The 19,134-nt window shown below is 54.8% G+C and carries 14 protein-coding genes and 3 tRNA genes; 13 read left to right on the forward strand and 4 right to left on the reverse strand.

Annotation, left to right across the window (positions count from 1 at the left end):
• Positions 1-2 precede the first annotated feature (2 nt).
• The 3 genes from mscM to rsgA form a co-directional block, all read right to left on the reverse strand.
• The gene (gene mscM, locus AC790_RS06125) at positions 3-3,338 is read right to left on the reverse strand and encodes a miniconductance mechanosensitive channel MscM (protein WP_049851239.1); all 3,336 of its coding nucleotides are present in this window, start codon (positions 3,336-3,338) and stop codon (positions 3-5) included.
• Between the two features lie 15 nt (positions 3,339-3,353).
• Positions 3,354-4,250 (reverse strand): archaetidylserine decarboxylase, encoded by an 897-nt coding sequence (asd, locus tag AC790_RS06130; protein ID WP_007891996.1) that lies wholly within the window; start codon positions 4,248-4,250, stop codon positions 3,354-3,356.
• 93 nt (positions 4,251-4,343) lie between these two features.
• On the reverse strand, positions 4,344-5,387 hold the full coding sequence (rsgA, locus tag AC790_RS06135; protein WP_007891997.1) for a small ribosomal subunit biogenesis GTPase RsgA: 1,044 nt from the start codon (positions 5,385-5,387) through the stop codon (positions 4,344-4,346).
• Between the two features lie 103 nt (positions 5,388-5,490).
• Between rsgA and orn the strand changes: the two genes are divergently transcribed.
• The 4 genes from orn to AC790_RS06155 all read left to right on the forward strand — a co-directional run bounded on the left by orn (position 5,491) and on the right by AC790_RS06155 (position 6,782).
• Positions 5,491-6,039: an oligoribonuclease gene (orn, locus tag AC790_RS06140; protein ID WP_049851240.1), complete on the forward strand. Its 549-nt coding sequence runs from the start codon at positions 5,491-5,493 to the stop codon at positions 6,037-6,039.
• Positions 6,040-6,331: 292 nt separating this feature from the next.
• Positions 6,332-6,407, forward strand: a tRNA-Gly gene (locus tag AC790_RS06145).
• Positions 6,408-6,433: 26 nt separating this feature from the next.
• Positions 6,434-6,509, forward strand: a tRNA-Gly gene (locus AC790_RS06150).
• A gap of 197 nt (positions 6,510-6,706) precedes the next feature.
• Positions 6,707-6,782: transfer RNA gene (locus AC790_RS06155), tRNA-Gly, on the forward strand.
• A 433-nt stretch (positions 6,783-7,215) separates the two neighbouring features.
• Here the strand turns inward: AC790_RS06155 and queG are convergent.
• Complete coding sequence (gene queG / locus AC790_RS06160; protein ID WP_007892000.1) at positions 7,216-8,355, reverse strand: tRNA epoxyqueuosine(34) reductase QueG; 1,140 nt, start codon at positions 8,353-8,355, stop codon at positions 7,216-7,218.
• Between queG and nnr the strand changes: the two genes are divergently transcribed.
• From nnr to hflC, 9 genes are all read left to right on the forward strand, one after another.
• Positions 8,354-9,871, forward strand: a complete 1,518-nt coding sequence (gene nnr, locus AC790_RS06165) for a bifunctional ADP-dependent NAD(P)H-hydrate dehydratase/NAD(P)H-hydrate epimerase (RefSeq protein ID WP_072093398.1) — start codon at positions 8,354-8,356, stop codon at positions 9,869-9,871. The genes queG and nnr overlap by 2 nt on opposite strands.
• Positions 9,872-9,874: 3 nt before the next feature.
• A complete protein-coding gene (gene tsaE, locus AC790_RS06170; RefSeq protein ID WP_007892003.1) occupies positions 9,875-10,351 on the forward strand; it encodes a tRNA (adenosine(37)-N6)-threonylcarbamoyltransferase complex ATPase subunit type 1 TsaE in 477 nt (158 codons plus the stop codon).
• Positions 10,348-12,009, forward strand: coding sequence for an N-acetylmuramoyl-L-alanine amidase AmiB (gene amiB, locus AC790_RS06175; RefSeq protein ID WP_049851241.1), 1,662 nt, complete (start codon positions 10,348-10,350; stop codon positions 12,007-12,009). The genes tsaE and amiB overlap by 4 nt, the downstream gene beginning before the upstream one ends.
• Before the next feature lie 42 nt (positions 12,010-12,051).
• On the forward strand, positions 12,052-13,908 hold the full coding sequence (mutL, locus tag AC790_RS06180) for a DNA mismatch repair endonuclease MutL (protein WP_049851242.1): 1,857 nt from the start codon (positions 12,052-12,054) through the stop codon (positions 13,906-13,908).
• On the forward strand, positions 13,901-14,842 hold the full coding sequence (gene miaA, locus AC790_RS06185) for a tRNA (adenosine(37)-N6)-dimethylallyltransferase MiaA (RefSeq protein ID WP_036621940.1): 942 nt from the start codon (positions 13,901-13,903) through the stop codon (positions 14,840-14,842). The genes mutL and miaA overlap by 8 nt, the downstream gene beginning before the upstream one ends.
• A gap of 110 nt (positions 14,843-14,952) precedes the next feature.
• Positions 14,953-15,270: an RNA chaperone Hfq gene (gene hfq, locus AC790_RS06190; RefSeq protein ID WP_007892010.1), complete on the forward strand. Its 318-nt coding sequence runs from the start codon at positions 14,953-14,955 to the stop codon at positions 15,268-15,270.
• Positions 15,271-15,350: 80 nt separating this feature from the next.
• Complete coding sequence (gene hflX / locus AC790_RS06195; protein WP_007892011.1) at positions 15,351-16,631, forward strand: ribosome rescue GTPase HflX; 1,281 nt, start codon at positions 15,351-15,353, stop codon at positions 16,629-16,631.
• Between the two features lie 229 nt (positions 16,632-16,860).
• Positions 16,861-18,093 carry an FtsH protease activity modulator HflK gene (gene hflK, locus AC790_RS06200; RefSeq protein ID WP_007892012.1) on the forward strand — a complete coding sequence of 411 codons (1,233 nt, stop codon included), beginning with the start codon at positions 16,861-16,863 and terminating at the stop codon, positions 18,091-18,093.
• 3 nt (positions 18,094-18,096) lie between these two features.
• The gene (gene hflC / locus AC790_RS06205) at positions 18,097-19,101 is read left to right on the forward strand and encodes a protease modulator HflC (RefSeq protein WP_007892013.1); all 1,005 of its coding nucleotides are present in this window, start codon (positions 18,097-18,099) and stop codon (positions 19,099-19,101) included.
• Positions 19,102-19,134 lie beyond the last annotated feature (33 nt).

Consider the following 19,134-nt stretch of genomic DNA (forward strand, 5'->3'; position numbering starts at 1 on the left):
TTTTATAATCCGCCGGACTTAAACGTCTGGCTGGAGGGGGTTCCGTTGCTGGCGGGGGTTTTCCTGCCCAGCGTTTCCATACGCACCTGGAACGGTGGGAACGGCATCTCAATCCCGTGCTCTTCAAAGCCGCGCAGAATCAGCTGATGCAGTTCATGGCGTAGCGGCATGCGATGTCCCATCTCCGCAGCATGCACACGCAGTTCAAACAGCTGAATACCCTGCTGCAAATCGACCAGGAATACATCCGGCGCCGGCATATCGAGCACATAAGTACAGCGATCGGCTGCCTGCTTAAGAATATTGGTCACTTCATCACTGTTAACCCGCGCGGGAGCAGGAATGGTCAGCACCACGCGCGTGACCGAATCCGACAGCGACCAGTTAACGAATTGCTCAGTGATAAAGGCCTTATTCGGCACGATAATCTCTTTGCGGTCCCAATCGGTAATGGTGGTGGCGCGCGTGTTGATGCGGGTAATGCTGCCGGTCAGGTCGCGAATGGTAACGGTATCGCCGATACGAATCGGTTTTTCGAACAGGATAATCAAGCCGGAGATAAAGTTGGCGAAGATCTCCTGCATACCGAAGCCCAATCCCAGACCTAACGCGGCAACCAGCCACTGCAGCTTCGACCACTCAATGCCCATCATCGAGAAGCCAATCAAACCGCCAATCAGCATCAGCGCATATTTGGTCAAGGTGGTAATCGCGTAGCCGGTGCCGGGCGCCAGGCTGAGATGCTGTAACAGCGCCAGCTCCAGCAGAGCAGGCATATTGCGCACCAGCTGCGTGGTGATAATCAGCACCAGAATCGCGATCAGCACCGCGCCCAGCGTAATCGCCTGCACGCTATCAACGCCCTGAATAGTGGTGCTGGCATTCCACAGCGGAATGTTATCGAGGAAGCTAAACGCCGAATGAATTTCTGACCACAGCACAATCACCGACACCAGGGCAATCAGCGTGAGAAGTGAACGCACCAGACGCAGCGACTGCGCGCTGATCTCATCCAGATCGATGCTCGGCTCCTCAATTTCGATGGTGTCCGCATTCACCGGCGTTTGTTGCTCTTTCTCTTCTTCACTGCGCGCGCGGTTGGCCAGCATATCGGCACGACGCTGGCGCGCACGATCAAAGGCGATACGGCGACGTTGAATCAGCATCCAGCGGCGGATGATGTGATACACCACCAACAAGAAGAACCAAATACCTACCGAGGTTTCCAGACGCGCCAGCAGCGCTTGCGCCGTAGCGAGATAACCGATGCAGGAGGCGAAGGCGGCGACCAGCGGCAGGGCGATCATCAGGTTCCACAGAATGCGGTTAACGAAATTGTCGCCGTTGCCTTCTTTATCCAGATAGAGCGGAATGCCGGCGCGTTTCAGGCTAACGGTGACGATACTCAGCGCGCCACAAATCAGGATGAAGCACACGCGTCCCAGCGTGCCTGAGAATTGCGGATCGTCGAGATTCGCAAAGGCGATCAGCAACATGATTAGCGGCACAATCAGCCCAACGGACAGCGAGTAATAGCGCATCGCACGCGCCACGCGCGCCTGAGGCCAACGGAAATGCACCACAAATAAACCATCAGGGCGGGCAAACGCGGCGCTGATCATAAAGGCCCACAGCAGCGGCAGCGTAGCGGTGATGCCGTCGCCAATCGCTACGGCAAATGGATAGGGCCAGGCGTGCTGCAAACCATAACCGAGCGCGGCCCACAGCACTGGCAGCGGCACCGCCACCAGAATCGACCAGAATACCGTGCGCAGCGTCAGGCTAAAGCGATCCTGGGTCACTTTACCGACGCGGCTGGCCGAGCGCTCCATAAAAGCGTTGTAATGACGACGTGAACTGATGCTGAAGCCAACCAGCAAAATTGCGCCAATGATCGGCAACACGGTTTCGCGATTCGTGAACATCATCGCCAGCGCTTTGCCGAGCTGGCCGGCAGTATCCAGCGACAGCAGACGCTTAAGATCATGCGCCATCTCTACCGGGAAATTCAGGCCGATGGTGTTTACGTCGGCGGTCCAGAAGAGATAGCGATGCGTCGCATCTTTTACTTCGGCTAAGGCATCCTGCAACTGCGTATTGGAAACTTTAAGTTTGGTGATTTCCAGAATCAGCGTATCGCAGCCGGAAATCAGGGAATTCAGCAGTTCGCGCTGAGTTTTGAGTTGTGCTTCAAGGATGCGCACCTGATCGCTGCTGAATGGCGTGCCATCATCCTGCTTGGCTTTGCGCAGGTCCTGCTGGCGTTCTAGTAAGTCTTCATAATGCAGGCGCTGCACCCGCAGCTGGCCCATTTCGCTATCAATCTGTTGAGATTTCGGCATCTCCGGCAGACGCGCCACCTGAGCTCGCAGCGCTTCACCTAACAGATTGGAGGCGCCCAGCCATTGCGACTGCTCGCGCAGCGTGCTTAACGCCTGACGCACCTGCAGAGTTTGATTGGTGGCAAGGCGCTGCTGCGAAGCGACGAGATCCATGCGCTGCGCTTGCTGATTGAGGTCTGCCGACAATTCGCGGTTAACGCGGAACTGATCGCTGATGGCGCTCGGCAGATCGCCGCTGTTTTCCGCCAGTTGCTCGGTGCGCTCCAGCGCCAGTTCAGCCTCGCGCTGGCGCTGGTTATTCAGTTGATTGCGTAGCGCCTGCAGATAGTTATCCAGCTGAGTGGCTTTACGCTGGTGCACTTCGGCACGCATGCGCGCCAGCTCCTGGCGATTATTCGCCGACAGCTGCGCCAGCTCTAACTCATCAACGCGCGCTTTGTTAGCGGCATTCTCTGCCTGACGTGCGTAAATCTGCGCCTGCGCGAGCGGCGTGGTCGCCGCAGATGAGCTCTGCGCGCGGCGATCGCTTTCGGTCATCGCCCGGCGCGCATCGGTTTGCTGCTGCGGCAGTTGCGACAGTGAATCGCTGATTTCGCGAGCACGATCCTGCTCTTGCTGTGCCTGGCGGCCTTCCTCCAACAGCTGGCTGCTCACCTGCAACAGCTCTTGATCCAGCTCGGCGCTGCTCATATTGCTGCGTACCGCCTTGCTGCTATCGGTTAGCGTGGCAACCTGCTGACGCAGTTCGCGCGCCAGTCGCGGGAAATCATCGATCACCTGTTGATACTGCTTCGCGCGCTCCAGCGACTCATCGCGCTCGTTGAGGAAGTTGATTGCCGCTTCCAGCGCCTGAACCTGTTCGGTTTGAGCAGGTGAGCTTTTCGCGGATTTAGCCGCATCCAGTTCCTGCTTAAGCTGACTGGATTGCGGAACGGTAGCGGCAAAGACAGAACTGCTGAGCACAAGGCTCAGCAGCAGAGAGAGGAGAACGCGCACGGGAGAGGTTCCGGGTTATTTGCTAAGTGAGACGCTGTCGCCGGGCTGAGGCAGGGCGATGGCCAGCGGCTGACCGAGGCGGGTTTTACTTTCGGCTTCGAGGCTTTCGGCCAGCTTCACGCGATGAGGCGCGAACAGGTTGATAACCGTTGAACCCAATTTGAAGCGGCCCATTTCCTGGCCTTTCAGCAGCACCACCGCACCGTCATGTTCAGCAGAAGGATAGCGCCAGCGTTTGATCACCCCTTCGCGCGGTGGCGTAATGGTTCCCGCCCACACGGTTTCGATGCTGCCAACAATGGTGGCGCCGACCAGGATCTGCACCATCGGGCCATGATCGGTATCGAAAACGCAGATCACGCGTTCATTACGTGCGAAGAGGTTGGGAATGTTGCGCGCGGTCAGCGGGTTCACCGAATAGAGATCGCCAGGCACGTAGATCATCTCACGCAGGATGCCGTTACAGGGCATGTGCACGCGGTGATAATCGCGCGGGGCGAGGTAAGTGGTAACGAACTCACCGTCGTTAAACTGCGCCGCCAAATCGTCGTTACCCGCCAGCAGCGCCTGCAGGCTGTAGGTGTGGCCTTTGGCCTGGAAGATCTGATCGCCGGCAATGCGGCCCAGCTGGCTAATCGCGCCATCGGCTGGCAGCGCCAATAAAGTGGCATCAGGATCGATGGGACGCGCGCCCTCTTTTAACGGACGCACAAAGAAATCGTTGAAGGTGCGGTAGCTGCCGGTATGTGGCTTGCTGGCTTCTGCCATATCCACTTTGTAGTACCAGACAAAGATGTCGATGACCGCTTTGGTGAGCCAGCCACCACGACGGCTAGCGCCCCAACCGGCGAGCTCGGTGAGCCCTTTTTTAGGCAAAATATGATTCAGGCCGAGTTTAAAACGATCAAACACCGTTGCCTCCTGGCTTAATTACGTGTCGTTAACAAAAAGGGGGGCGGATTGTAGCAGCGCCCCAGCTCGTTGGCGAATGTGCCGTTGTACTCGTTAATCTGCGTCGGAGGAAAAGTTTTTACGCGTCTTTACCTGCGCCATACTCTCCAGAATTCGGTGGTAGTTATCGAAGCGGGAGATATCAATTTTGCCTTCTTCTACCGCTTCGCGAATCGCGCAGCCGGGATCGGTATCATGCTTACAGTCGCGGAAACGACAACTGCCGAGAAACTCACGGAATTCGACAAATCCACGCGTCACTTGTTCCGGCTCCAGGTGCCATAAACCGAACTCGCGCACGCCCGGGGAGTCGATCACGTCGCCACCTGCCGGGAAGTGATAGAGGCGTGAAGCGGTGGTGGTGTGTTGTCCAAGACCAGAAACGTTCGAGACATCGTTGGTCAGAATTTCAGCCGCCACATCCAGGCCAAGCAGGTTATTCAACAGGCTGGATTTGCCCACGCCGGATTGACCAGCAAAGATGCTGACGCGACCGGTTAAGGCGCTTTCCAGCTCAACCAGGCCATCTTTGGCGTGGCTGGACACCATCAATACGCGATAACCAATGTTGCGATAGATCTCCATCTGTTCGTCGACAAACGCGCGACCTTCGGCATCCAGCAGATCGGTTTTATTGAGAACCAGCAGTGGCTCGACGCCAAGGGTTTCGCTGGCCACCAGATAGCGATCGATGATGTTAAGCGACAGCTCCGGCAGGATCGCCGAAACAATAATGATCTGATCGATGTTAGCGGCGATCGGTTTCACGCCGTCATAGAAGTCGGGGCGGGTTAGCACCGTTTTGCGATCGTGCACCGCTTCAACGATCCCTTTGCCGCCGCCAATGGCCACGCGCCACAACACACGATCGCCGGTGACCAGCGAGCGAATGGTGCGGCGGATGTTGCAGCGATGCACAACGCCTTCGCTATCTTCCACGTCTGCGTGCATGCCGAAACGGCTGATCACCACGCCATCAGCCGCTTCTCCAAACAGGCTATCATCCGGCTCCGGCTTATCACTCCGTTGCTGCAGACGACGCTGATGGTTGGCGCTTACGCGACGTTGTTGACCTTTCGACAGTTTGTTTTTACTCACGCATCCTCTCACGGCTTTCGCCAGGCTTCGCCCTGCTGGGCAAAACGTCTATGATACACCTGAAATGAGTTTAATGACGACTTTGGCAACAGGCGGGAAACGCATGACAGCTGGAAATGAAAACAACCTGATTTGGATCGACCTCGAAATGACCGGATTAGATCCGGAGCGCGATCGCATTATTGAGATCGCCACCATCGTCACCGATGCCAATCTCAACATCCTGGCAGAAGGTCCGGTATTCGCGGTGCATCAATCTGACGATCAGCTGGCGCTGATGGATGACTGGAACGTTCGTACCCACACCAATAGCGGTTTAGTGGCGCGCGTAAAGGCCAGCCAGCACGACGATCGCGCTGCGGAGCTGGCCACCATCGAATTCCTGAAACAGTGGGTGCCGGCCAATACCTCGCCGATTTGCGGCAATAGCATTGGTCAGGATCGCCGCTTTCTTTTCAAGTACATGCCTGAGCTGGAAGCCTATTTCCACTATCGCTATCTTGACGTCAGCACGCTGAAAGAGCTGGCTCGCCGCTGGAAACCGGATATTTTGCCAGGCTTCAAAAAATCCGGCAGCCACCAGGCGCTGGATGATATTCGTGAGTCTGTCGCAGAGTTGGCTTACTACCGCGAACACTTCTTGCAGCTTTAATCGACGGTGGGTGCGCAGGAAATCATCAGGTTGTCGATTAAAGCAGCGATCGAGCGGAAAGCGCAAAATTTTGCTTTTAGACTCTTGCGACTGAAAGGATTTCTCGTATAATGCGCACCCCGTACCGGTGAAGAATTTTATACGGAACGAAGCAGTACAGCGAAATACAGAATCGAGTAGTTAAGTTGGCAACAAGGCGGCAACTGAGCGAATATCTGGGAGCTTACTTCAGTAAGTGACCTGATTGAGTGAAGGCAGCCAACGCAGTCGCCAGCTTAAATACGAAGATTATGCGGGAATAGCTCAGTTGGTAGAGCACGACCTTGCCAAGGTCGGGGTCGCGAGTTCGAGTCTCGTTTCCCGCTCCAATTTCGTTTAGCAGTAAACCTCTAATGCGGGAATAGCTCAGTTGGTAGAGCACGACCTTGCCAAGGTCGGGGTCGCGAGTTCGAGTCTCGTTTCCCGCTCCAGAGTTTGTAGTAAACCATCCAAATCACGGATTTAGTCGTTAGCGTGGTTGTTGTGACAAAAATACGAAGAGTCAGAATCGCGTATTTTAGTTTGCAACAAGGCAGCAACTGAACGAATCCCTGGGAGCTTACATGAGTAAGTAACCTGGGTGAGTGAAGGCAGCCAACGCAGTAGCAGACTAAAATACGAAGATTATGCGGGAATAGCTCAGTTGGTAGAGCACGACCTTGCCAAGGTCGGGGTCGCGAGTTCGAGTCTCGTTTCCCGCTCCAGATTTTTATATTCACTAATGTTATTTGCCCTTAGGCGCAATCAGAATTAAAACAGCTGCAGATCTTTATCGATCTCATGTGACATGGTTTTTTCTGGAAATTTTACACGCCTTGCTTGCACTCATGATGCCTGAGTCTGTCGCAGTTAGCTTACAGGTTATCCACAATGTGCCTGCATCGTGCTGACGGCGTTTTCCCCGATATACAAAACTGTTTTGAACAGAGTTATCCACAGGCTCTGGAATAACCCCTGCGCGCTAAACATGACGCAATTATTTACAGAAATACAACAAGTCCATGATTTATAATAATTTTTGGTTATTTCAGACTGTAATTTTACTCTTTAGACGAAATTACGATCTCCGTCACTATTCAGTTGGATAATTTTATTCACAGCATGTGGAAAAGAGTTTTATCCTGTGCAACTGCTCAATCACGCATCACGTGGCAGGCCTTTTTCGACGGCGCGCACCAGCCGCTGTTTCTTCGCTGGCTGCACTTCTACTGCCTGCGCTGCGCGTTTTTGCAACTGCTGTGCCATCGCCCACTCAATATGCTCATCAAGCAGCGGATGCTCGCCACTGCGTGATGCTAATGCCGCCATATTTTCCTCTGTCCACGGCGCATTGCCTAAAGCCACGGCAATGTTTCGCAACCAGCGTAAATGCCCAATACGTCGAATCGCTGACCCTTCGGTAATGCGCAGGAACTTGGCTTCATCCCATTTGAACAGATCGGTCAGCGGCGGCGCGTGTAGTACGGCGCGCGGGGAGAAATCATCTTCATCGGTCAGTTGGCCGTAGCGATTCCACGGGCAAATCAGCTGGCAATCGTCGCAACCATAAATTCGATTACCAATCAGCGGACGGAACTCTTCGGGAATTGCGCCTTCCAATTCGATGGTGAGATAGGAGATGCAGCGGCGCGCATCCACTACGTAAGGCTCGACGATAGCGGCAGTAGGGCAGATGGTGATGCAGGCGACACAGCGCCCACACTGCTCTTCCTGGGGCTGATCGACCGGCAGCGGCAGATCAATTAGCAGCTCGCCAAGGAAGAACCATGAGCCGGCTTCACGATTGAGAATCAGCGAATGTTTACCGGTCCAGCCCAGTCCCGCTTTAGCGGCAATCGGGCGTTCGAGAATGGGCGCGGAATCGACGAACGGACGAAAATTGAGTTCGCCGCAGTGCGCCTGAATCATTTCTCCGAGCTTTTTCAGTCGATTGCGTAATACTTTGTGATAGTCGCGGCCAAGGGCATAGCGGCTAACATAGCCAAGCTGAGGATTTTTTAACGTGCTGGCAAAAGCGGCTTTGGCAGGAAGGTAGTTCATGCGCACGCTAATCACGCGCAGCGTGCCAGGCAGCAGTTCATGCGGACGCGCGCGCATCATGCCGTGGCGCGCCATCCAATCCATCTCGCCGTGATACTGCTTATCCAGCCACGCCTGCAGTTTGGGCTCTTCGGCGCTGAGATCGGTATCGCAAATACCAACCTGTTGGAAACCGAGTTCGCGTCCCCACTGTTTAATTTGTTGAGCGAGCTGCTGAAGATCGAGAGGGTATGACATGAGAAACCAGGCAATTGAAGCAAACGCGCGCAGTTTAACACACTCTGTCTGGCCTGCGCAGGCGATGGCACAACTGGAACGTGATGCTGCCGATAGCCTGGGCTTAACGCTGTTTGAGTTGATGCAACGCGCCGGACAGGCGAGCTATGAATTAGCTCGCCACCTCTGGCCGCAGGCGCAGCACTGGTTGGTTCTGTGCGGGCACGGCAATAACGGCGGCGATGGTTATGTGGTGGCGCGATTAGCGCAGGCAGCAGGCGTAAATGTGACGCTGCTGGCGTGTGAAAGCAGCAAGGCTTTGCCGGAAGAGGCGCAGCAAGCGCAAGACGCATGGCTGGCGGCGGGCGGCGTGATCCATGCAGCGGATGCGCCCTGGCCACAGCAAGTTGATGTGATAGTCGATGCGCTGCTCGGCACCGGGCTCAATCGCGCGCCAGCCGCGCCCTACGATCGCTTAATCGACATGGCTAATTCGCACGCCGCGCCGGTGCTGGCGATTGATATTCCTTCTGGTCTGGTGGCGGCAAATGGCACGGCGCCGGGCGCGACCATCATCGCCGATCACACGCTTAGCATGATTGCCCTCAAACCCGGCCAGTTAACCGGCAAGGCGCGTGATTACGTGGGCATTTTGCATAATGATGAGTTGGGCTTGTCCTCCTTCCTGTGCGCTGAACAGGCACCTGTTTCACGCTATGACGCCAATGATTTAGCGCGCTGGCTTAAACCGCGCCGCGCCACCTCACATAAAGGCGATCAGGGGCGTTTGTTAGTCGTCGGCGGCGATAGCGGCACGGCGGGTGCCATTCGCATGACCGGTGAAGCGGCTCTGCGCAGTGGCGCCGGGCTTGTACGTGTGCTCACGCATGAAGATAATATTGGCCCGATTCTCACCGCGCGGCCGGAATTAATGGTTGATGCGCTCAGTGATGAGCGTCTCGAACGGGCACTGGAGTGGGCCGATGTGATTGCCGTTGGACCGGGACTCGGCCAGCGCGATTGGGCTCAGAAGGCACTGAAAAAGATTGCGGCCAGTGAAAAGCCAATGCTTTGGGATGCGGATGCGCTTAACCTGCTGGCAATCAAGCAGGATAACCGTCAGAATCGCATCATTACGCCCCATCCTGGTGAAGCTGCGCGCTTGCTGGGGATGAAAACCAGTGAAATTGAAAGTGACCGCTTACATGCAGCGCATGCCTTGGTAAAACGCTACGGCGGCGTGGTGGTACTGAAAGGCGCGGGCACGATCATTGCCAGCGCGGCGGGTGAAGTTGCCATTGCCGATGTCGGCAATGCGGGCATGGCATCCGGCGGCATGGGCGATGTATTGAGCGGTATTATTGCGGCCCTGCTGGGCCAGAAATTGACACTATTTGAGGCAGCCTGCGCAGGCTGTGTCGCGCATGGGGCAACTGCCGATGCCATTGCGCGTCAGCGTGGTACGCGCGGCATGTTAGCCACTGATTTGTTCGAACTGCTGTGGCAGTTTGTTAATCCAGAGATGATCCAACAATAAAGCATGAAGAGCTGTGTTATCCCTTTGCCCGATGAGGCGGCAACCCTGAATCTGGGTGCGCAATTGGCGCGCGTCTGCAATAGCGCGCTGGTGATCTATCTTTATGGCGATCTGGGTGCCGGAAAAACCACCTTTAGTCGTGGCTTTCTGCAGGCGCTCGGCCATCAAGGTAACGTTAAAAGTCCAACTTACACCTTGGTTGAGCCCTACGAATTGGGTTCGCGCACGCTCTACCATTTCGATCTCTATCGTCTCGCCGATCCCGAAGAGCTGGAGTTTATGGGCATTCGTGACTATTTCACCGGCGATGCGCTATGTCTGGTGGAGTGGCCGCAACAGGGCACTGGCGTATTGCCTGAACCCGATTTAGCGCTGACGCTGCGCTACGTTGACGCGGCACGTGAAGCCGAAATAAGTGCAGTTTCCGCTATTGGCGAAGCGCTGTTACACCAATTCCAGCAAGGCAGGGATCAGGCATGATGTCACGGATGAAAATCATTGTACTGGGCTTGCTGTGCCTGTTTTCTGTCTCGGCGCTCTCTGCCACTTTGTCAGATATCAAAGTCGAGAATGGCGATAGCCAGGCTACCGTCACGCTGAGCTTTAATGGCCAGCCGGTGTATGGTTTTTTCCCGCTGCATAATCCCAATCGCGTGGTGCTGGATATTCGTCAAAGCGGCGCCATCAAAGGTTTGCCGTTGAATTTCAGCGGTGAAAACATTGTGCAGCGCATTCGTCACAGCCAGCCGAAAGATAAGCAGAGCCTGCGTCTGGTGTTCGAACTGACGCAGGCCGCACAAACTCGCGCCAGCACGCAGCGTGATGGCAATAATTATCGCGTGGTGTTCACTATTCGCGGCACGCAGCCAGCGAAACGTACCACCGCCGCGGCGCCGGTCACAACGGCGCGTGAAAGCCAGAATCAGAGCCGCAGCCAAAGCAATCCCTTTAACGCCAATCAGGTTACCGCCGTCACCAGCAGCGATACCACCGTTCGTCCCGGCGGAGCGTTAAGCCGCAACGATGTGGTGATTGTGGCGATTGATGCCGGACACGGCGGTCAGGATCCAGGTGCATCCGGCCAGCACGGTTTGCACGAGAAAAACGTCACCATCTCAATTGCGCGGAAATTGAAGGCGCTAATGGATCGGGATCCGATGTTCAAGCCGGTTCTGACGCGTAATGGCGACTACTTCATCTCGGTAATGGGCCGTTCCGAGGTTGCGCGTAAAGAGAACGCCAACCTGTTGGTTTCGATTCACGCGGACGCCGCGCCAAACCACTCGGCCACGGGCGCATCGGTTTGGGTGCTGTCAAATCGTCGCGCCAATAACGAAATGGCTAACTGGCTGGAGCAAAAAGAGAAACAATCTGAGCTGCTGGGTGGCGCAGGCGATTTGCTGGCGAACAGCCAGGCCGATCCCTATCTCAGCCAGGCAGTATTGGATCTGCAGTTTGGTCATTCACAGCGCGTAGGCTATGACGTTGCCGTCAAAGTCTTGCAGCAACTGCGCGGTATTACGCCGCTGCATAAACGTCTGCCGGAACATGCCAGCCTTGGCGTATTACGTTCCCCGGATATTCCTTCTTTACTGGTCGAAACCGGCTTTATCAGTAATGCCGCGGAGGAGCGGCTGCTTGGCAGCAGCGCGTATCAGGAGAAAATTGCTCAGTCGATTTATAAAGGCTTGCGCAATTATTTCCTCACGCATCCGCTGCAATCGATCCCAAAGGAGGAAAACCGGCCGCTGGACAGCGCACCAGCGGTTAGCGTCGCCAGCAACCCGGCGACCGGCACGGTGCAATATACCGGCGCGACGCAGCGTCATACCGTCACGCGGGGCGAAACGCTGTCAGGCATTGCGGCAAAATATGGCGTGAGCATGGCGACGTTACGTGAGATGAATAGTCTGAAGCGCGATGTGGTTTGGGTTGGTCAGCGCCTGAAGGTGCCAGCGAAATCCAGCGTCAGCGTTGCGGCCACGAGCCGTCCAACGCGACATAAAGTGGTGCGCGGCGATTCGCTAACGGCCATTGCCGCACACTATGGCGTGAGCTCGAAAGCCATCATGCAGGCGAATAACATGAAGTCGAGCAATGTGATGCTGGGGCAAAACTTAAAAATTCCGCAATCCTGATTATTGGCTCCCTGTGAGCCAATCCGCAGAAGGATCACCACCATGCCAATACAGATTTTACCGCCGCAGCTGGCGAACCAAATTGCCGCAGGCGAAGTGGTTGAGCGCCCGGCGTCGGTCGTAAAAGAGCTGGTGGAAAACAGCCTCGACGCCGGTGCCACGCGCATTGATGTCGATATCGAGAAAGGCGGCGCTAAGCTTATCCGCATTCGCGACAACGGCTGTGGTATCGCTAAAGCTGAACTGGCGATGGCGCTGGCGCGGCATGCGACCAGTAAAATTGCGTCACTTGACGACCTTGAAGCGATAATGAGCCTCGGTTTCCGTGGCGAAGCGCTCGCCAGTATCAGCTCCGTTTCGCGCTTAACCCTGACTTCGCGCACGGCCGATCAAACTGAAGCGTGGCAAGCCTATGCCGAAGGGCGCGATATGGATGTGACGGTGAAACCGGCTGCGCATCCGGTGGGCACCTCGCTGGAAGTGCTCGACCTGTTCTACAACACGCCCGCACGCCGCAAATTCATGCGCACCGAAAAGACCGAATTTACCCATATCGACGAGGTGATCCGTCGCATTGCGTTGGCCCGCTTTGATGTGGCGATTTCGCTGAGCCACAACGGCAAGCTGATGCGCCAGTATCGCGCGGTGAGTGAAGATGCGCAGCGGGAGCGGCGGCTAGGTGCGATTTGTGGCACCACATTTATGCAGCATGCGTTGCGTATTGAGTGGCAGCATGACGATTTAGCGCTGCGCGGTTGGGTCGCCGATCCAAACGGTTCGCGTCAGGTTACCGATCTGCAATATTGCTACGTCAACGGACGCATGATGCGTGACAAGCTGATCAATCACGCGATTCGCCAGGCGTATCAAACACAGCTTGGCGACGATCAGCAGCCGGCATATGTGCTCTATCTGGAGATCGATCCACATCAGGTGGATGTTAATGTGCACCCGGCTAAGCATGAGGTGCGTTTCCACCAGTCACGTTTGGTACACGACTTTATCTGGCAAGGCGTGATGAGTGCACTGCAAGCCAGCCGCGCCGCGGAATTACCCATTTCACATGCTGAAGAACCTGCACCCAAGTGGCAGCCAGAAAATCGTCAGGCGGCGGGGGCTAATCACTTTGCCCAGCCGGGCAACACGCCACGCAGCGGTGGTGGTCCTGCTGCTGGCGCCAGTGCGAGTTGGCAAAGTAAGGAACCCAGTTACAGTGCGCGTGAAGGGTCGGCCTACAAGCAGTTGATCAAAACGCCAGTCGCCGAGGTCGCGCGTGCTGCGCCCGTTCCTGCGCCGATACCCGCCAGGCAGCCTGAAGCGCGTGAAGCCCCGTTGGCTGCTCACGCACAAAGTTTCGGGCGCGTGTTAAGTGTGTTGCAGGAACGCTACGCGCTGCTGGAACGCGGTAATCAACTGCAACTATTATCGTTGGCGGTTGCCGCTCGCTGGCTAAAACAGGCCCAACTGCAACCAGGGGAAGAGGGATTAAAACCGCAGCCGTTACTGATCCCGGTTCGCCTGAAAATTGCTGCGCCGGAGCTGGCTGTTATTGATGCGCAATCGACGCTGCTACGCTTAATGGGCATTGATTTACAACGAGAAGGGCAGCATGTGACGCTACGCGCGGTTCCTTTACCGTTACGAACACAAAATTTACAAATCTTGATTCCAGAACTGTTAGGCTACCTGGCCCGGCAGCAAGAGATTTCTGTATCCGCGTTGGCTCAATGGCTGGCGCGTCGAGATGATGCAGAAGACGCTCACTGGAATCACTCGCAGGCGATTGCACTGCTGGCAGAGCTGGAAAGGCTCTGTCCGCAACTGCTGAAGTCGCCGCCTTCAGGTCTGTTACAGACCATTGAGATTGAGAGCGCGATTAACGCGTTGAAGCATGAGTGAACTAAACCAGGCTAGCCGGCCAAAGGCAATTTTTTTGATGGGGCCTACCGCCTCCGGTAAGACGGCATTAGCGATTTCGCTGCGTCAGGAGCTTCCGGTGGAACTTATTAGCGTTGACTCTGCCTTAATCTATCGCGGGATGGATATTGGCACGGCGAAACCGTCGGCAGAAGAGTTAGCACTGGCGCCCCATCGTTTGCTGGACATTCGCGATCCTGCGGAAGCGTATTCCGCCGCAGAGTTTCGTCGCGATGCGTTGGCAGAAATGGCGGAAATCACCCGGAAGGGAAAGATTCCGTTGCTTGTTGGTGGAACCATGCTCTATTTCAAGGCTTTGCTTGAAGGATTGTCGCCGTTGCCCTCGGCCGATCCCGAGGTGCGTCAGCGGATAGAGCAAATGGCGGCGGAGAAAGGTTGGGAAGCCTTGCACCGCCAGCTGTGTGAAATCGATCCGGTCGCCGGTAGTCGTATTCATCCGAATGATCCGCAGAGACTTTCGCGAGCACTGGAAGTTTTTTTTATTTCGGGTAAAACTTTAACGGAACTGACAAAAACTTCCGGCGAAGCGTTACCCTACGACGTGTACCAGTTTGCTATCGCTCCTGCGAGTCGTGAGCTGATACATCAACGCATTGCGTTGCGTTACGACCAGATGCTAGCGTCAGGATTTGAAGCGGAGGCTCGTGCACTGTTTGCGCGAGGTGATTTGCATACGGACATGCCTTCCATTCGTTGTGTGGGTTATCGCCAGATGTGGTCTTATCTATCAGGTGAAATCGATTACGACGAAATGGTTTATCGGGGAATTTGCGCCACTCGGCAGCTCGCTAAACGCCAGATGACCTGGTTACGTGGCTGGCCTGAAGTACACTGGTTAAACAGTGATGAGCCAGAGTTAGCGCGTAATGCGGTGCTTAAGGTAGTTAGTGCGTAGCAGGGATGATTGTGTACAATTGGTTCGTTATCGTGCGCAAATTTTTACGCAGTTTTTCTGAACCACGGTTCTTAAAGCAACAAACAACAAGCATATAAGGAAAAGATAGAATGGCTAAGGGGCAATCTTTACAAGACCCGTTTTTGAACGCATTGCGTCGTGAACGTGTACCGGTTTCGATCTATTTGGTGAATGGTATTAAGCTGCAAGGGCAAATTGAATCCTTTGATCAGTTCGTCATTCTGTTAAAAAACACGGTTAGCCAGATGGTGTATAAGCACGCCATCTCTACAGTGGTTCCTTCTCGTCCAGTGTCGCACCATAGCAATAACGCGGGCGGCAGCGGTGGTAGCAGCAACTATCATCACAGCGGAAGCAGCCAAGGCGCTCAGTCGCAGCCACAACAAGACGGCGATAACGCAGAATAATTTTGCGCTGCCGTAAAGCCAGGGCTGGAGAACGAGAGCGTTTTCCTGTCCTGGTTATTTTATTTTAGCGAGGTTATAGCTTGTTTGACCGTTATGATGCCGGTGAGCAGGCCGTACTGGTACACATCTGGTTCTCCCAAGACAAAGAGCTGGAAGATTTGCAGGAGTTTGAAACTCTTGTCTCTTCTGCGGGCGTCGAAGCGCTGCAAGTCATTACGGGCAGCCGTAAAGCGCCACATCCCAAATATTTTGTCGGTGAAGGAAAGGCAGTTGAAATTGCCGATGCGGTAAAAGCGAGTGGAGCATCGGTCGTTTTATTCGATCATGCCTTAACTCCTGCTCAGGAACGTAATCTTGAACGGCTGTGCGAATGTCGCGTAATCGATCGCACCGGCTTAATTCTCGATATTTTCGCCCAGCGCGCCCGCACCCATGAGGGGAAATTGCAGGTCGAGCTGGCACAACTACGCCATTTAGCAACCCGTTTGGTTCGCGGATGGACACACCTTGAACGCCAGAAAGGCGGTATCGGTTTGCGTGGTCCAGGTGAAACTCAGCTGGAAACGGACCGCCGCTTGCTGCGTGGTCGTATTAGTCAGATTCTCTCCCGTCTTGAACGCGTCGAAAAACAGCGCGATCAGGGTAGGCAAGCGCGCGCCAAAGCTGACGTGCCAACAGTTTCGCTGGTGGGATACACCAACGCCGGCAAATCCACTCTGTTTAACGCGATTACCTCTGCGGATGTCTACGTAGCGGACCAACTGTTCGCGACACTGGATCCGACTCTGCGCCGCCTTAACGTGGCGGATGTGGGTGAAGTGGTGTTAGCCGATACGGTAGGTTTTATTCGTCACTTGCCGCATGATTTAGTGGCGGCATTTAAAGCCACCCTGCAGGAAACGCGGCAGGCGACACTGCTGTTGCACGTGATTGACGCTGCCGATTTACGCGTGAATGATAACATTGATGCCGTTAACGAAGTTCTGGAAGAGATTGAAGCCGATGAAATTCCGGCTCTGTTGATCATGAACAAAATCGATATGCTGGAGGATTTTGTGCCGCGTATCGATCGTAACGAAGAGAACCAGCCGATACGTGTTTGGTTATCTGCACAGAGCGGCGTAGGCCTACCGCTGTTGTGGCAGGCGCTCTCAGAGCGTTTAGCCGGTGAAATTGCGCAGTACGATTTGCGTCTGCCGCCGGAAGCAGGCCGTTTACGCAGTCGTTTTTACCAGCTACACGCAATAGAAAAAGAATGGAATGAAGATGATGGCTGTGTAAGTTTGCACGTGCGTATGCCGATTGTTGACTGGCGTCGTCTGTGTAAGCAAGAGCCGTCGCTAGCCAGTTATATTGTTTGATATTGCCCAATCGCACTTACCCAAAAAAGATTTCAGGTTGTAGTAATTATCGTTGCAGGCCGAAATATTATGGTTTTACGCGAATATTTCGGATTGCGGCAAGGCGGCAACTGAGCAAATCCCCAGGAGCTTACATCGGTAAGTGACTGGGGTGCGTGAAGGCAGCCAACGCAGCTGCAATCCGAAAGATGAAGGGTAAAACCGTAAATACAATAAATGGAGTAGAGACATGGCGTGGAATCAGCCCGGAAATAACGGACAGGACCGCGACCCGTGGGGAAGCAGCAATAATCAAGGCGGCAACTCTGGGGGAAATAAAGGAGGTCGCGATCAGGGACCACCTGATCTGGATGATATCTTCCGTAAGCTGAGTAAAAAACTCGGCGGACTGGGCGGTGGCAAACAGAATGATAACGGTCAGCGCAGCGGCGGTAGCGGTGGCAAAGTTGTTGGCATCGTTGCCGTAGCGGCAGTGGTTATCTGGGCGGCTAGCGGTTTCTACACTATCAAAGAAGCGGAACGTGGCGTCGTCACCCGCTTTGGCAAATTCAGCCATCTGGTTGAGCCAGGCCTTAACTGGAAACCGACCTTTATCGATCAGGTTCGTGCGGTGAACGTTGAAGCCGTACGTGAACTGGCGGCGTCTGGCGTGATGCTGACCTCGGACGAGAACGTGGTGCGCGTTGAGATGAACGTGCAGTACCGCGTAACCGATCCAGAACGTTATCTGTATGCGGTAACCAGCGCCGACGACAGTCTGCGTCAGGCCACTGACAGCGCCTTACGTGGCGTGATTGGGCGCTCGACCATGGACCGCATCCTGACGGAAGGCCGTACCGTGGTGCGTAGCGAAACGCAGCGTGAGCTCGACGAAACCATCCGTCCGTACAACATGGGTATTACCCTGCTGGATGTAAACTTCCAGGCGGCGCGTCCACCGGAAGAAGTAAAAGCATCGTTTGATGATGCAATTGCCGCGCGTGAAAACCGTGAACAGTATGTGCGTGAAGCCGAAGCGTATTCGAATGAAGTCCAGCCGCGTGCCAATGGTCAGGCGCAGCGTATCCTTGAAGAAGGTCGTGCCTACAAAGAACGTACGGTGCTAGAAGCGCAGGGTGAAGTTGCCCGTTTCGCTCGCTTGCTGCCGGAATACAAAGCCGCACCGGAAATCACCAAAGAGCGTCTCTACATTGAAACCATGGAACGCGTGTTGAGCCATACCCGCAAAGTATTGATCAGCGATCGTGGCAGCAATTTGACGGTTCTGCCATTGGATCAGTTGATGCGCGGTGGTCAATCTGGCCAGGGCGGTCAAAAAATGACTAATTTAATGAAGTCACCTTCGTCTTCTGATAGCAATGCAAGCCGTAGTGATACCTCATCATACAGTCCAGACAGCATCATGGATCAGCGTCGCGCCAATGCGCTGCGCAACGATACCCAGCGCCAAGGGAGGGAGTAATCGATGCGTAAGCCAATCATCGCCGTAATTATTGTAGTGCTGGTGGTGCTTTACGCGTCACTGTTCGTGGTGCAGGAAGGCCAACGTGGCATCGTGCTGCGCTTTGGTAAGGTTCTGCGTGATGACGAAAACAAACCGCTGGTGTATGCACCGGGTCTGCATTTCAAGATTCCGTTTATTGAAACCATGAAGTCACTGGATGCGCGCATTCAGACCATGGACAATCAGGCCGACCGTTTTGTCACCAAAGAGAAGAAAGACCTGATCGTTGATTCCTACATCAAATGGCGCATCAGCGATTTCAGCCGTTACTACCTGGCAACCGGCGGTGGCGACGTTTCTCAGGCCGAAGTGTTGCTGAAACGTAAGTTCAGTGACCGTCTGCGCTCTGAAATGGGCCGTCTGGATGTGAAAGACATCGTGACCGATTCGCGTGGTCGCTTGACCACCGACGTGCGTGATGCGCTGAACACCGGCAGCGCCGGCAATGATGATGACGTTCAGACGCCAGCTGCGGATGATGCGATTGCTAATGCGGCGGCACGTGTAGAGCGTGAAACCAACAGCAGTGAACCAGCACCTAATCCGAACAGCATGGCAGCGTTGGGTATCCAGGTCGTCGACGTGCGTATTAAGCAGATCAACCTGCCAACGGAAGTTTCTGACGCGATCTACAATCGTATGCGCGCCGAGCGTGAAGCGGTAGCGCGTAGTCAGCGTTCACAAGGCCAGGAAGAGGCAGAAAAATTGCGTGCGCAGGCTGATTATCAGGTGACGCGTACGCTGGCAGAAGCTCAGCGTGAAGCGCTGATTTCCCGGGGTGAAGGTGATGGTGAAGCGGCAAAACTGTTTGCTGATGCCTTTAGCAAGGATCCGGATTTCTACGCCTTTATCCGCAGTCTGCGTGCCTATGAGAATAGTTTCTCAGATAATCAGGATGTGTTGGTATTGAGCCCGGATAGCGATTTCTTCCGCTATATGAAAGCGCCCTCTAACGCCACGCGTTAAGAACTGATATAAAGTCCAGGCCGACAATGTTGT

The sequence above is a fragment of the Pantoea sp. RIT-PI-b genome (assembly GCF_001187905.1).
GTDB classification, from domain to species: Bacteria; Pseudomonadota; Gammaproteobacteria; order Enterobacterales; family Enterobacteriaceae; genus Pantoea; species Pantoea nemavictus.

Bases quoted from the DNA above. Each gene is read 5' to 3' on its own strand.
- orn (WP_049851240.1), top strand. From the start codon at position 5,491: ATGACAGCTGGAAATGAAAACAACCTGATTTGGATCGACCTCGAAATG.
- nnr (WP_072093398.1), top strand. From the start codon at position 8,354: ATGAGAAACCAGGCAATTGAAGCAAACGCGCGCAGTTTAACACACTCT.
- queG (WP_007892000.1), bottom strand. From the start codon at position 8,355: ATGTCATACCCTCTCGATCTTCAGCAGCTCGCTCAACAAATTAAACAG.
- tsaE (WP_007892003.1), top strand. From the start codon at position 9,875: ATGAAGAGCTGTGTTATCCCTTTGCCCGATGAGGCGGCAACCCTGAAT.
- amiB (WP_049851241.1), top strand. From the start codon at position 10,348: ATGATGTCACGGATGAAAATCATTGTACTGGGCTTGCTGTGCCTGTTT.
- mutL (WP_049851242.1), top strand. From the start codon at position 12,052: ATGCCAATACAGATTTTACCGCCGCAGCTGGCGAACCAAATTGCCGCA.
- miaA (WP_036621940.1), top strand. From the start codon at position 13,901: ATGAGTGAACTAAACCAGGCTAGCCGGCCAAAGGCAATTTTTTTGATG.
- hfq (WP_007892010.1), top strand. From the start codon at position 14,953: ATGGCTAAGGGGCAATCTTTACAAGACCCGTTTTTGAACGCATTGCGT.
- hflK (WP_007892012.1), top strand. From the start codon at position 16,861: ATGGCGTGGAATCAGCCCGGAAATAACGGACAGGACCGCGACCCGTGG.
- hflC (WP_007892013.1), top strand. From the start codon at position 18,097: ATGCGTAAGCCAATCATCGCCGTAATTATTGTAGTGCTGGTGGTGCTT.